Below are 14,286 nucleotides of genomic sequence, written 5' to 3'. Positions count from 1 at the left end.
CAGCAGCCGAGCGCAGGCTCGGCTCTACAGTGCCCGCGCCAGATTGCAGTTTCCTTGTAGAGCCGAGCCATGCTCGGCTCGGTGCCGGTCGGCAGCCGGCACTACCGTTTGGTAGATCAGGCCGCCAGTGAATCCAGGGCGGCTTCCAGTGCGTCCAGGTTCGGCAACAGCGCGCTCTGCTCACCCAGCAGCACGCGCATGTGCACGATCTGCGGCAGGGTTTCTTCGGAGGCGTCGGCCAGCAGGCCGTCGCGCGGCACCGAGATCAGCTGCGGGAAATTCTGCGTCAGCAGCGCATAGTAGGGGCGCTGCGCGTTGCCGCTCAGGGCCTTCAGCACCACCACTTTGTTGTGGCCGGCCACCGCCTCTTCGCCCAGCCCCGAAAGGCGTGCGAACGACACCAGCGGCACCTGCCAGCCGTGCCAGCCGATTTCGCCAACCAGCCAGCGCGGCGCATCGGAGACCGGCTGCACCGGCACGCGCGACATCATTTCGGCCACGGTGGCATTGGGCAGCAGTACGCGCTCGTTGCCGGCCTGGATCAGGACGCCGCGGATTTCGTCATTGCTGGCGTAGCTCATGGTGCCTCTCCGTTATCGTCTTCCGAGCCCCAGCGCGAGGCGATGGCCTGCGCCAGTTCCTGTGGCTCACCCGCCACCATGCCAGCGGCGACCACCGCCGTGGCTGCGGCAGGGTCATAGCAGCCCTCGCCGACCTGCCCGGCCACCCAGGCGCCGGCGGCGGCCAGATCCAGCGCCGGACCAACATGCGCAAGATCGGCACCGCTGAGCAGGACCAGCGCAGTGTGGTCAGCCGGCAGCGCGGCAATCGAAATACCCTGCGCGTCGCTGACGAAATGCAGGCCGTCACTGGCTGCCTGCACGCCAATGTCATCGGCCAGCACGTGCACTTCACCGGGTGTTGCACGCTGGCCGGCTTCGGCCAGCTGCACCGGCAACGGCGACACGCGTGCCATCTGCTTGACCAGGTTGCCGTAGCGTCCGCCATCCAGGCGCATGTGCACCAGGACCGGCACGCTCAGCGAAGACGGCAGCGCGCCGAGCAGGCGACGCAACGCGTCCGGGCCACCGATGCCGGCCAGCACCAGCAGCGATCCGGCGCGTGCGCCCACGGGCGCTGCGGCATCCAGGTCGACCAGGCTCAGATGACCGGTATCGAAGGAAGGCAGCGATGCCTCCACGGCAGCGTGGTGCGGAGCGGCGGCCGGGGCATCGGCCCCGTCTTCGACCAGGGACCAGGCGGTGTGGTCGAAGGAGACCGGCGGCAGGGGCGCTGCTGCGGGCGCGGTCTCTGCCAGCGATGGCAGTGCGGGCGGCTCCAGCGGCTCGGGCACGACCGGCTGCAACGCCGCCAGCGCCTGTTCCAGCGCGATCGGTTCGTGCAGCTGCGCGGGCGGCGAGTACAGGCTGTCAGCAGGGACCTCGTCGGCCCAGCTCAATGCCTGGTCCAGGTGCGGCTGCAACGCTTCTTCCTGCGGCGCCGGCGGTGGTGCCGGGTGGCCCGGCTCCAGCTGCAGGCCGGGTTCTTCTTCGGCCCCCGGCGGCAACACCTGCTGGTGGCCATGCAGCTTGGCGGCCAGATGACGGCCCCAGCGCTGAGCCTCCCAGCCATCACGACGTGCGGCCAGCTCGGCCTCGTCGAAGACCAGGGTCAGGCCCGGTGCGGACAGCACCGCTTCCAGGCGCTCCAATGCATCCTCGATGGCGGCCTCCAGCGCGATCACCACGAACTGCGGGCGCGCCTCCTGCAGGACCCGCACCTCCAGCGTATTGGGATCATCTTCCAGCACCAGCTGTACATCGGCGTGCGACAACGCCTCGCACAGGCGCTCACGCGCCGCGCCGGGGCGGGCCAGCAGGGCAACGGCCGGAGCCGTTTGGGTTTCACTCACGGACACGGGCGATCCCCAGCAGGTCGTACACGTTACGCATCAGGTCCAGTTCCTGGTACGGCTTGCCCAGGTAACGCTGGACACCGATCTCGAAGGCGCGCTGGCGGTGCTTGTCGCCGCTGCGCGAGGTGATCATCACGATCGGCACATCCTTGTAGCGCGGGTCGGCGCGCATCGCGGTGGCCAGCTCGTAGCCATCCATGCGCGGCATCTCGATATCCAGCAGCATCAGGTCCGGCACGCGCTCTTCCAGGCGTTCCAGCGCCTCCACGCCGTCGCGGGCAACGCTGACCTCGAAATTGTGGCGTTCGAGGATGCGGCCGGTGACCTTGCGCATGGTCAGGGAGTCGTCCACCACCATCACCAGCGGCACCTGGCGCTCCTGGCGCGGCGCATTGGCCAGTACCGGCAGTGTCGGATTGGCGAGGAAGCGGCGCACCAGCGGCGCCACGTCCAGGATCACCACCACTCGGCCATCGCCGGTGATGGTCGCGCCGTAGATGCCCGGCACCGATGCGATCTGCAAGCCGACCGGCTTGACCACGATTTCGCGGTTGCCCAGCACCTGGTCGATCGCCACGGCGGCACGCAGGTCGCCGGCGCGGACCAGCAGCAGCGGCACCTGGTCCTGGCCGTCGGCACGCGCCGGAGCCTGCCCGACCAGGCTGCCGAGGTCGTACAGCGGATAGTCCTCGCCGCTGTAGCGATAGCTGCTGTCGGCCGCTTCGAAACGCTCACGCGACAGGCGGCCGATGCCACTGACCGAGGCGACCGGCACCGCAAAGGTGGTTTCGCCGATCTGCACGAACACCGCCTGGGTGACGGCCAGCGTCTGCGGCAGGCGCAGGGTGAAGCGCACGCCCTGGCCCCGCACCGACTGGATGTCGACCGAACCGCCGAGCTGGCGCACTTCGTTGCGCACCACGTCCATGCCCACGCCGCGGCCGGCCAGCTGGCTGACCTGATCGGCGGTGGTGAAGCCGGACGCGAAGATCAGGTTGTCCAGCTCCTGCTCGTTCGGCTGCGCATCGGCGGCCAGCAGGCCGCGGTCGATGGCGCGGCGGCGGATCGCTTCGCGATCCAGGCCGGCGCCGTCATCGGCCACTTCCAGCACGATTTCCGAACCTTCGCGGTGCAGGCGGATGGCGATCTCGCCCTCCTCCGGCTTGCCGGCGGCGCGGCGCTGCTCCGGCGCCTCCAGGCCATGGGCCACGGAGTTGCGCAGCATGTGTTCCAGCGGCGCGACCATGCGGTCGAGGACGTTGCGGTCCAGTTCGCCGTGGGTACCTTCCAGGGTCAGGTGGACCTGCTTGCCGGTATCCATGCCGGACTGGCGGACCACGCGGCGCAGGCGCGGCACCAGGCCGTCGAACGGCACCATGCGCGCGCGCATCAGGCCATCCTGCAGCTCGGAGCTGACGCGCGATTGCTGCTGCAGCAGCGAATCGTACTGGCGCGACAGATCGTCAAGCACGCCCTGCAGGCCCCCCAGGTCGGCCGCCGACTCGTTCAGCGCACGGCTGAGCTGCTGCAGGGTGGAGAAGCGGTCCAGTTCCAGCGGATCGAATTTCTGGTCGGCCTGGTCCTGTTCGCGCTGGTAGCGGGCGACGATCTGCGCCTCGGTTTCCAGGTCGAGTCGGCGCAGCTGGTCGCGCAGTCGCGCATTGGTGCGCTCCAGTTCGCCCATGGCACCACGGAAGGCACCGAGCTGCTGTTCAAGCCGCGAGCGGTAGATCGCCACTTCACCGGCATGGTTGACCAGGCGGTCGAGCAGGTCGGCGCGCACGCGCACCTGCTCCTGCTGCGGACGCGCCAGCGGATCTTCATCGACCACGCCTTCTGCCGGCAGCGGTGCCGACAACGGCGCATCGAGCAGTGCCGGAGCCGGGCTGGCGACCGGTGCCGAGTCGGTTTCTGCGACGCTCGCCACGTTGGCCGCCGCTGCCGCAGCGATATCGGTGGTGGTACGCACTTCGAACGCGTCGACCAGGTCCTGCGCCGGTTCCACCACGCGATGATCACCGGTGCGGGTGAGCAGCTGGTGCAGGCGATCGAAGCCACGCTCCAGCAGCTGCACATCACGGCGCTCGATCTCGGTGCGACCGGCGGCGACGGCTTCCAGCAGCGATTCGATGCTGTGGCCGAGATCGCCGATGGCGTTGATGCCGGCCATGCGCGCGCCCCCCTTGAGGGTGTGCAGGTCACGCTGCAGGCCGGCCAGCACCTCGCGATCCTGCGGTGCATCGCGCAGTTCGCTGATCAGGCCATCACAGTGGTCGAGCAGGTCCTTGCCTTCATCGACAAAGATATCGACCAGCTCGCGGTCGTACACGCTGAAGTCAAGTGCGTCGGCGCCGTCTTCGGCATCGGCCGCATCAGGCGCCTGCTCGAGGTGCGGCGCACGGGGCGTGACGTCGGCCTCTGCAATCTCGGCATCGGCGTCGGCATCGGCTTCAACCATGCCCTGGCCCGGCGCCTCTTCCATCTCGAAGAAGCGCACCGCAGCAGCGCTGCCCTGCGGGGACTCCGCGGTGATCTCCTCAATCACCGTCGCCGGGGACGGCTGATCGGCGCTCTCTCCTTCACCGACCGCCGCCTCCCCGCCGACGTCCGCATCCTCGGCAAAGGCATCTGCCTCGCCCGGCGCGAGTTCGCTGGCCTGGAGGCCGATCACGGGCCATTGCCCGTCGTCGTCCAGGGTCTGCTCTTCCTCGATCACGTGCAGGCCGGCCTCGAGCGCGGCTGCCAGCGTGACCGGTTCTGCAAAACCCGGCACAGCCATTTCATCCTGCAGGCTCGACAGCCCGCTGTCGAGTGGCAGTGCAGCAGCGTCGTCAATGACGCGGTCATCGCCACGGCCCGAATCAAATGACAGCGACGTATTCAGGTCGATCGCGTCAACATCCGCAGACACCGGCAGCTCTTCCGCGTCACGGTCATCCACCGGCAGCGCACTGGCGTCGAGGTACGGCGACAGATCGTCGGCCATGGTCAGATCAGCGTCTTCGACCGTCGCGATCGTGGGCACGGCATCTGCGTCGGCCACTTCGACAACAGGCGCACTCTCGACCGGCTGGATCGATTCAATCGTGCCGATGTCCGCCACGGCAGGTTCATCTTCGCCTGGCACCGACGCCCAGCCGGCGTCGAAGTAACGCGAAAGATCGTCGCTGGCGGTCAGCTCGCCCACGTCCAGGCCGCTGTCGGCCGCGACATCCAGCGGCTGCGGCTCGGCTGCAGCTGGAACCGGTTCCAGCGCATCTTCGGCAAGCAGTTGCGGCTCGGCAATGAGATCGGGCTCCGCATCGAAAGCGGACGGCATGCCGGTTTCGTCCAGCGCGTCCAGCCCAGCCAGCGGCGCTTCGGCTTCGGATGCCGGCTCGACATCAGCCGCCAGCTCGACGCCCTCCTCATCCTCGTCTTCCAGCGCGAACAGCGGCCAGCGTGCTTCCGGCAGCTCGCCGGCCAACGCCTGCAGCCGCTGCACCAACGCGCCCTGCGAAACAATGCGCGGCTGTTCGGCCTGCAGCGCCTCCATGGTCGCGGTGATCGCCTGCGCAGTCGCATCCAGTGCGGCAACGCCTTCGTCGCCAGGCACCACGTCGGCGGCCAGCGCGCGCTTGATGTAGGACTCGGCACCGCCGGTAACCGCCGTGATTTCCGGCACTTCGGTCATCGCGAAGGCGCCGTTCATGGTGTGCACTGCGCGCAGCAGCGCGTCGCTGACCGGCTGCGGTGCCTGCTGCGCCGAGCGCAGCCAATCCTGCAGGGTGGCCTGGTGGACTTCCACTTCGGCTTCGAGGATCTCGCGCAGCACGCTGTCGATGTTGGCTGGCGTGCCCACGGCCTCGGGCACCGGCTCGGCTTCGTCCTGCACCGACGCGATGGCTTCGGCCGCCAGGATGCGGCTGATCTCGTCCTCGCCTTCGGCCTCGGCCACCGGTGCGGCCGCTACCGGCAGCGGCACGTAATAGGTTTCCTCACCGGCGCCGACACGATCGGCGATGGCCTGCATCGCCTGCAGGTCCACGCTGATGCGCTGGCCATGGCGCAGCGCGGCGTTCAGCTGCGGCAGCGCGGCATGTGCGTTATCGACCATCGCCAGCACGGCCGGAGTGGCCGGGCGACTGCCATCAAGCACGCGGTTGAGCATGCCTTCGATCTTCCAGGCGAACTCGCCCAGGGTGCGCGCCCCCACCAGGCGGCCACTGCCCTTGAGGGTGTGGAAGATGCGCCGGATCGGCCGCAGCCGGTCCATGTTGTCCAGCTGCACACGCCATGCCGGCAGCAGCGTGCCAAGGTTGGTCAGCTCGTCGTCGAACTCTTCCAGGAACACCTCGCGGATGTCCTCGTCGATGTTCTCGGCATCGTCGTCGAAGCCGGCCTCGAAGCCGGCCTCGGTCCCAGCCACGACCGGGATGTCCGCAGCGGGCGGAGCCGCCATGGCCTGCGGATTGAAGTCGGCCGCCGCAGCGCTCAGCTCGGCAAAGAACTGCGCGTCGGCTTCGCTGAAATCGATGGGTGCGATGGTGTCGATATCAATCACCGACACCGCCGGTGCCGGTGCACCGGAGGCCGGCGTCAGCATCTCGGTCATCGGCGCGGGCACGTCCTCCGGCACACCCGCCGGAACGGCGTCCACTCCGGCAACCACAGGGCTTTCGTCTACCCGCAGGGGCGTGGCGGCATCGACGATCTCCAGCGACGGATGCAATCCGGCGTCGTCGTCCAGCGACAGCGTCTCCATCGCGTGCAGCGACAGCACGTCGTCGGCATTGTCCAGTGCATCGCCGTCGAAACGGAATACCACGTCCTCGCCGGCGGCAACCGCATCGTGCTCGGCAGCGACCGGGTCGAACACCGGCGCGGCAAAACCAGCGGTGTCGAAGGGCACCGAGGCGTCGGCGTCGCCCTCGACAGCCATCACGGCCGCATCGGCCACTGCCGGCGGCGCTGCCTCCGACAGTGTCCACTGCGGCGCCGATCCCACTCCGGTTTCGACCCGTTCGAAACTGACCGGGTCGAAGCTGGCGAAGGTCGGACTGCGCTCGTCTTCGGCACTCGCGGCCGGATCGGAGTCGGAATGGAACGGTGCGAGATCCCATTGCGGCACGTCGGGTGCAGGCGCGCTGGAGGCGGCGAAGACCAAGGGCGCATCTGCGTCATCCTGCAGCGACAGCGGTGCGGATGCAACGGTCCCCAGCGCACCGAACATCAGGCTGTTGTCCACCACCTCCGGTGCAGGCGTGGCCGGTGGCGGATCAAAGGTAAAGTCCGGCAGCGGCACCGGCACAGTGCCGGCGGCGGGCGCGGCCGGCTGCACCGGAATCTCGATGCGCTCCGGCTGCAACGGCTCGGCCTGCAGCGCGACCGGCTCGCGTTCGATCAGCAGCGATGCGAACGGAATCGGCGCGGCGGCAACCGGTTCCACCGCGTTGCGATCCGGCAACGGCCAGTAGCGCAGCGCTTCAAGGCTGCTGCGGGTGATGTCGAGAATGTCCTCGCGGCCCGGGCGGCGGTCGCGCAGTGCTTCGAGGTAGTACTCCAGGCTGGCCATGGCATCGGCCAGGGTGTCCAGCTGACGGCCACTGGGCACGCGCTGGCGACCGATCAGCTCGGCTTCGATGTACTGCTGCACACCGCGCAGGTAATCGGCAGCCGTGCCCAGATCCAGCATGCGCAGCGCGCCGGAGACATCGCCCAGCAGGCGCGGCACGTCCTGCAGCTCGGCATGGTTCCAGCTGGTTTCAATGAACGCGACGAAGTGCTCGCGCGCGGCGGCGAAGTTGGCGATGGCCTCATGCGCCAGCACCTCAACCGTGCGGCGGTTCTCCACCGCGCTCGGATCGTCCTCGCCACTGCCGCCGGCGCCCAGATGAGCAACCTGGTCATCCAGCGAGGCATCCACGTACAGCAGTGCCCCGGCGATATCCAGCAGCAGGTTCTCGTCGATCTGCTGGCGCCCTTCGACCACGCCACGCAGTGCATCACGCTGCTGCACGACCACGCCGCGGGCAACGCCCAGGCCCATCATGCCCAGCGTATCGGCCACCGCACCGAGCTCGTCGGCCTGGGTCTGCAGCTGCTCCGGCGCACCGCCGGTACGCAGGTGCAGGTCCAGCGCATCCTTGATGCGCAGCAGTTCTTCCTTCACTGCGCTGCCCACGGTATCGAGCAGCTCGCGGTTGCGCCCGCTCAGACTGCCGCGGGCATGGTCCAGCTCGGCCTCGGTGGCGGTGACGCTGTCCGGTGCGAATGCCAGCAGTACGCTGTCATGCACGCCTTCTTCGCCACGTGCGGCACGGATCTCGTTGAGCAGCGGCATCAGCACGATCGGGATGTCGCGATGCCCGTTCTGCAGGCGCTCCAGGTAGTCGGGCAGCAGCACGCTGCCACGCATCAGGGTCGCGCAGGCTTCATCCCGATCGGCCACACCCCCAGCGCCGATGGCATTGGCCAGCTGTTCAAGCTCCTCGGCCACCATCGCCGGGGCATACAGTTCGACCATGCGCAGGGTGCCCTGCACCTGGTGCAGGTAGCCGGCGCAGATGCGCATGCGGCTGGCATCGGCCGGGTCTTCCGCGTAGTACTCGACCTCGTTGCGCACCTGGCGCAGGGTCTCGTCCAGCTCAGGCTTGACCCAACCCAGCGCTGCGTGGCTCATCGCATCGCGCAGACTGCTCATGGACGCGCTCCGTTCGCCGCCGCGCGGAAGCCGCGCGAGTTCTGGCGTGGGGAATGGAAATGCTTCATCGACTGGTTCCTTGCTCGCCGCCCTGCCCGCGTCACGCCGGCAGCTTGAAGTCGGCGACCGAACGACGCAGGTCGGCCGCCAGCTGCGCGAGGTGGCCGATCGATTCGGCGGTCTGCCCGGCACCCTGCGAGGTCTGGCCGGTGATCTGCCGGATCACGCCCATGGTGCGGGTGATGTCCGAGGCCGCGGCCGACTGCTGCTGGGCGGCGATGGAGATGTTCTTGATGAGGGTGTTCAGTGCATTGGACACGCGCTCGATTTCGGTCAGCGCGGTGCCAGCGTCCTCGGCCAGGCGTGCACCGGACACCACCTCGGCGGTGGTCTGTTCCATCGACGTGACCGCTTCATTGGTGTCGGCCTGGATGGCCTGCACCAGGTTCTCGATGCGTCGGGTCGCGCCGGAGGTACGTTCTGCCAGGCGCTGCACTTCGTCCGCCACGACCGCGAAACCACGGCCGGCTTCACCGGCCGAGGCCGCCTGCACCGCCGCGTTCAACGCCAGGATGTTGGTCTGCTCGGAAATGTCGTTGATCAGTTCCACGATCGAGCCGATTTCCTGCGACGACTCGCCCAGGCGCTTGATACGCTTGGAGGTTTCCTGGATCTGGTCGCGGATCTGGTCCATGCCCTGGATGGTCTCGCGCACCACGCCGGCACCCTCGGCGGCGATCACCACCGAGCGCTGTGCCACGTCGGCCGACTCAGCCGAGTTGCGCGACACCTGTTCGATGCTCGCCGCGATTTCGCCGATGCGGTCCGACGCCGAAGTGATCTGGTTGGCCTGGTGGCCCGCCGCCTCTGCCAGCTGCATGGCGGTGGCCTGGGTTTCCTGGGTGGACAGCGCGACCTTGGCCGAGGTGTCGTTGATGGTGGTCACCAGGTGGCGCAGCTCGTCGACGGCGTAGTTGATCGCGTCGGCGATGGCGCCGGTCATGTCCTCGGTCACCGAGGCCTTCACCGTCAGGTCGCCCTCACCCAGCGAGGAAATTTCGTCCAGCAGCCGCATGATCGCCTGCTGGTTGCGGCTGTTGAACTCCACCTGGGTCTGGTAGCGCAGTTCCTGCTCGCGCGAACGGCTGCGCACGTTGGTGGAGACGAAACCGATGATCGCGATCAGCGACAGCGCGCCGGACACCACGCCAATCCAGAAATTCGGGAACAGGCGGGTATCGGACACCGAACCGAACGAGGAGAACGCCTCGAACAGCTTGCGGCTGTCGTCCAGCATGTGCGCAGAACCCTGGCCCAGTGCGGTGGCCGCCGACTGCGCGGCGAACAGCTGGCGCGAGCTGGCCAGGATCGCGTCGGCGTCCTGCTTCATCGCTTCCCACTTCTGCTGCGACTGCTCCAGCGCGGCCACGGCGGCAGCACCGCGCACGGCGGTGATGCCCAGTTCCTCGTTGCCGTTGCGCAGGCCGTCGAGCACCTGCGAGAACACGGTGATGTCGCGGGCCAGTGCATCCCCCGAGGTGGCAGCGGCGCTGCCACCGGCACGCATTTCCGTCACGCGGCGGGCCATGGAGCCGGCCACCACCACCTGCTGCAGGGCGCTGTACACCTGCGACGACGGGGCGCCGGAAGCGGACATCGCACGCACCAGCTCGTTCAGCTGGGCCTGTAGCCCCGGCACGGCGCCGGTGAAGTTGTTGGCGTTGCCGGCCAGGGCCAGCACCGCCGGTTCACTGGCGACCAGCTGCCCGGCCTGCTTGCCCAGCGGCGCCCAGGTTTCGCCCAGGGTGGCGATCGCACCGGACACGCCCGGTTCCTTGCCGTAGCGCCCCTGCAGGGTCGACACGTTCTGTTCGATCGCGTTGCGGGTGGCCTTGAAGGCGGTGAACGCCTGCGCGTTGCCGCCCACCGCGTCACGGCCTTGGTTGGCCAGCTGCTGTGACAGCACCTGCAGGTCGGCCGCCTTGGACCCGGCATCGGCCAGGCGACTGCCCTGCCAGGTGGCGACGCCGGTGTTGACGCCGAACAGGATCATCGATGCCAGCAGCAGGAACAGCCAGAGGTTGCTGCCGCCCAGCCGCAGCTTGCCGGTCTTGGTGGCGTCCGAAGCAGTACTCATCGTTCAACCTCGATCTTCAATGCAGGGGGCGTTGCCCGGCCTCAGGCCGCGGCTTGCCGGAATTCAGGGGTACGCGACAGCAGCGAGAGCGAGAACACGCCCCAGTCGTGGCCGTCGGCGTGGAAGGCGCGATCGACGAAGTGGCCGTAACGCCCTTCGGCCAGCATGCCGGCTTCGATCTGCTGGTCCAGTTCGAAACTGCGCTGGCCGAACAGCTCATCGATGGTCAGCGCGACGTCGCCGCCGGCCTGGCGCATGATCAGCACGCGCTGGCCTTCCTGCTGCACGGTACGCGTGCCTTCCAGGAAGTACTTCAGGTCGACCACCGGGAACAGGTTGCCGCGCAGGTTGCCCACGCCCAGCAGCCATGGCTGCGCGCACGGTACCGGGGTGACCGGCGGCATCGGCACGATTTCCACCACCTCGCGGAAATCGGACACCAGCCGGCGCTGGCCGACGCGGTAACCCACGCCACGCCAGAGGTCCTGCGCGAACTGCCGCTCGGGCAGCTGCACCGCGTGGGCCAGGCTGCGCCGTTCGTAGGCTTCGAGGATGTCGAAGGGCGAGCGCATCAGGCCACCAGCTCGTTGATCCGCGCGATCAGTTCATCCTCGCGCGGCGGCTTGACGATGTAGTCGGCCGCGCCCTGGCGCAGGCCCCAGGCCTTGTCGGTTTCCATCGCCTTGGTGCTGACGATGATCACCGGGATGTGCTTGATCGCTGCATCACGGGCCATCGCGCGGGTGGCCTGGAAGCCGCTCATGCCAGGCAGGACCACGTCCATCAGCACCAGCTGCGGCACCTGGTCGCGGACCAGCTGCAGTCCATCCTCGGCGTTGTCCGCTTCCAGCACCTCGTGGCCGGCACGGCGCAGCCACTGGGTGAACACCGCACGGTCGGTCGGTGAATCCTCGATCAGAACGATACGAGCCATTGTGCCTTTCCCCCCTGGTCAGGCGTTGACGTATGTGCGGATGGCACCCAGCAGTTCTTCACGCGTGAAAGGCTTCGTCAGGTATTGCTCCGAGCCGACGATGCGTCCCCGCGCCTTGTCGAACAGGCCATCCTTGGACGAGAGCATGATGACCGGGGTCGCCTTGAACAGCTGGTTGCCCTTGATCAGCGCACAGGTCTGGTACCCATCCAGGCGCGGCATCATGATGTCGACGAAGATGATCTGCGGTTGCTGGTCTGCGATCTTCGCAAGCGCTTCGAAGCCGTCGGTGGCGGTGACCACCTCGCAGCCTTCGCGCTTGAGCAGCGTTTCCGCAGTCCTGCGGATGGTCTTCGAATCATCGATGACCATCACCCGGAGTCCTGCGAGTTCCCCGCCCGCAGTCGTGTTTTCAGTCATTGCCTATCCCCAAGCGCACGGCCCGATCTCTGGCGGGGGCCGCTACGAAAGCGTATCTATATCGCACTTTCCGCGCCCGCTTCAAGGCCGCCCCTTGGCGCGGGGCATGGCACCCTCCTGAACGTGACGGGTTTCGCAATGCGTGCGCGGGCGCCGGGCGGACGCTGCGTTGCAGTACGGCGGGGAGGCGCGCGGGCGGCGTTGCCGCTACCATCAACGCCTTGCCTGACAGGTGCGCCCATGCCGTTGAACGTCATCGTGGTGATGGACCCCATCGCCCACATCAAGATCGCCAAGGACACCACCTTCGCCATGCTGCTGGAAGCCCAGCGCCGCGGCCATGCCCTGCACTACGTGCGCCCGGGCGGCCTGGCCCTGGAGGGCGGCGTAGCGGTGGCCCAGACCGCGCCGCTGCAGGTGCGCGATGACCCGGCCGGCTGGTATGAGCTGGGCGCATTCAGCCGCACCGCATTCGGCCCCGGCCAGATCGTGCTGATGCGCAAGGATCCGCCGGTCGACGCCGAATACGTCTACGACACCCAGGTGCTGGACGTGGCCGCAGCGGCCGGCGCCTGCGTGGTCAACAACCCGCAGGGCCTGCGCGACTACAACGAGAAGCTGGCCGCCCTGCTGTTCCCGCAGTGCTGCCCGCCGACCCTGGTCAGCCGCGACGCCAAGGCGTTGAAGGCCTTCGCGCTGGAGCATGGCCAGGCCGTGCTGAAGCCGCTGGACGGCATGGGCGGCCGCTCGATCTTCCGCAGCGGCCAGGGCGATCCGAACCTGAACGTGATTCTGGAAACGCTGACCGACGGCGGCCACAGGATGGCGCTGGCGCAGAAGTTCATTCCCGACATCACCGCCGGCGACAAGCGCATCCTGCTGGTCGATGGCGAACCGGTCGACTACTGCCTGGCGCGCATCCCACAGGGCGACGAATTCCGCGGCAACCTCGCCGCCGGCGGCCGTGGTGAAGGCCGCCCGCTGAGCGAGCGCGACCGCTGGATCGCCGCCCAGGTGGGCCCGGAGATGAAGCGTCGCGGCATGCGCTTCGTCGGCCTGGACGTGATCGGTGATTACCTGACCGAGGTCAACGTGACCAGCCCGACCTGCGTGCGCGAACTGGACGCGCAGTACGGCCTGAACATTGCCGGCACCCTGTTCGACGCACTCGAGGCCGGCCTGCGCTGATGCCGTCCGCACCTGCCGTCCTGCCCCCGCCGCCGCGCGAAGCGCAACGGCTGGGGGCGACCATCGCGCTGTCGGTGCTGGTCCACGCCCTGCTGATCCTGGGCGTGGGCTTTGCCGTGAAGGGCGATGCACCGCTGGTGCCGACGCTGGAAGTGATCTTCAGCCAGACCCGCACCGCGCTGACGCCGAAGCAGGCTGATTTCCTGGCCGCGGCCAACCAGGAAGGCGGTGGCGAACACGACCGCGCACAGCGTCCACGCGACAACCAGGCCGGCATCGTCCCACAGGCCCAGTCCGGGCTGAGCCCGGTGCCGCAGCAGCAGCAATCGGCCGCGCCGGTTCCGCCGCCGCAGGCACGGGTGGTCAGCAGCCGCAATGGCGAAGAGGTGGTGGCGCAGGCACAGTCCCGCCCCACGCCGGATCAGCCCGAACCGGACGCACCGCTGAGCGCGCGCGAGCAGCGCGATGTGGAGATGGCGCGGTTGGCTGCCGAAGTGCATCTGCGCTCGGCGCAGTACGCCAAGCGCCCGAACCGCAAGTTCGTGTCGGCCAGCACGCGCGAATATGCCTATGCCAATTACCTGCGTGCCTGGGTCGACCGCGCCGAGCGCGTAGGCAATCTGAATTACCCGGACGAGGCCCGGCAGCGCCGCCTCGGTGGCCAGGTGGTGATCAGCGTGGGGGTGCGCCGCGATGGCAGCGTGGAGAGCAGCCGGATCCTGCGTTCGAGCGGGACGCCGCTGCTGGATGAGGCGGCACTGCGGGTGGTGAAGCTGGCCCAGCCGTTCCCGCCGTTGCCGAAGACCGAAGACGAGATCGACATCCTGCAGGTCACCCGCACGTGGGTGTTCCTGCCGGGCGGCACCCTGCACGACGACCGGTAGGGGTTCGTTGCCCGGGCCTGCGGCCCGGGACCCGCTGCAAAGCCAGAGCAACGGCAACAGCCAAAGCAGCGGTCGGGATGTTGGGCTTGGCGGGGCGGTGTGGGCTTGCAGGACACGCCGTAAACC

9 protein-coding genes are annotated in these 14,286 nt (G+C 68.3%); 2 read left to right on the top strand and 7 right to left on the bottom strand.

Annotated features, from left to right (window positions below):
* Positions 1-116 precede the first annotated feature (116 nt).
* The 7 genes from ARC63_RS12570 to pilG all read right to left on the bottom strand — a co-directional run bounded on the left by ARC63_RS12570 (position 117) and on the right by pilG (position 12,088).
* Positions 117-581: a chemotaxis protein CheW gene (locus tag ARC63_RS12570; protein ID WP_010482710.1), complete on the bottom strand. Its 465-nt coding sequence runs from the start codon at positions 579-581 to the stop codon at positions 117-119.
* Complete coding sequence (locus tag ARC63_RS12565; RefSeq protein ID WP_057503469.1) at positions 578-1,918, bottom strand: chemotaxis protein CheB; 1,341 nt, start codon at positions 1,916-1,918, stop codon at positions 578-580. The genes ARC63_RS12570 and ARC63_RS12565 overlap by 4 nt, the downstream gene beginning before the upstream one ends.
* A complete protein-coding gene (locus ARC63_RS12560) occupies positions 1,905-8,597 on the bottom strand; it encodes an Hpt domain-containing protein (protein WP_057503468.1) in 6,693 nt (2,230 codons plus the stop codon). The genes ARC63_RS12565 and ARC63_RS12560 overlap by 14 nt, the downstream gene beginning before the upstream one ends.
* A 100-nt stretch (positions 8,598-8,697) precedes the next feature.
* Complete coding sequence (locus ARC63_RS12555; RefSeq protein ID WP_010482706.1) at positions 8,698-10,734, bottom strand: methyl-accepting chemotaxis protein; 2,037 nt, start codon at positions 10,732-10,734, stop codon at positions 8,698-8,700.
* Between the two features lie 41 nt (positions 10,735-10,775).
* Entirely contained in the window at positions 10,776-11,306 is a 531-nt protein-coding gene (locus ARC63_RS12550; RefSeq protein WP_049431795.1) for a chemotaxis protein CheW, read from the bottom strand.
* A complete protein-coding gene (locus ARC63_RS12545) occupies positions 11,306-11,668 on the bottom strand; it encodes a response regulator (RefSeq protein ID WP_005410717.1) in 363 nt (120 codons plus the stop codon). Before ARC63_RS12545 ends, ARC63_RS12550 begins: the two co-directional genes overlap by 1 nt.
* Positions 11,669-11,686: 18 nt before the next feature.
* On the bottom strand, positions 11,687-12,088 hold the full coding sequence (pilG, locus tag ARC63_RS12540; RefSeq protein WP_005418455.1) for a twitching motility response regulator PilG: 402 nt from the start codon (positions 12,086-12,088) through the stop codon (positions 11,687-11,689).
* A gap of 240 nt (positions 12,089-12,328) precedes the next feature.
* Here pilG and gshB point away from each other — a divergent pair, with 240 nt between their 5' ends.
* Both gshB and ARC63_RS12530 read left to right on the top strand, forming a co-directional pair.
* Positions 12,329-13,276 (top strand): glutathione synthase, encoded by a 948-nt coding sequence (gene gshB / locus ARC63_RS12535; RefSeq protein ID WP_057503467.1) that lies wholly within the window; start codon positions 12,329-12,331, stop codon positions 13,274-13,276.
* Positions 13,276-14,160 (top strand): energy transducer TonB family protein, encoded by an 885-nt coding sequence (locus ARC63_RS12530; RefSeq protein WP_010482701.1) that lies wholly within the window; start codon positions 13,276-13,278, stop codon positions 14,158-14,160. The genes gshB and ARC63_RS12530 overlap by 1 nt, the downstream gene beginning before the upstream one ends.
* Positions 14,161-14,286: the final 126 nt, after the last annotated feature.

Origin of the sequence: Stenotrophomonas geniculata ATCC 19374 = JCM 13324 (assembly GCF_001431625.1) — a bacterium.
GTDB classification, from domain to species: Bacteria; Pseudomonadota; Gammaproteobacteria; order Xanthomonadales; family Xanthomonadaceae; genus Stenotrophomonas; species Stenotrophomonas geniculata.
Note: the sequence above shows the minus strand (reverse complement) of the source record. Positions and strands in the feature narration are given on the sequence as shown.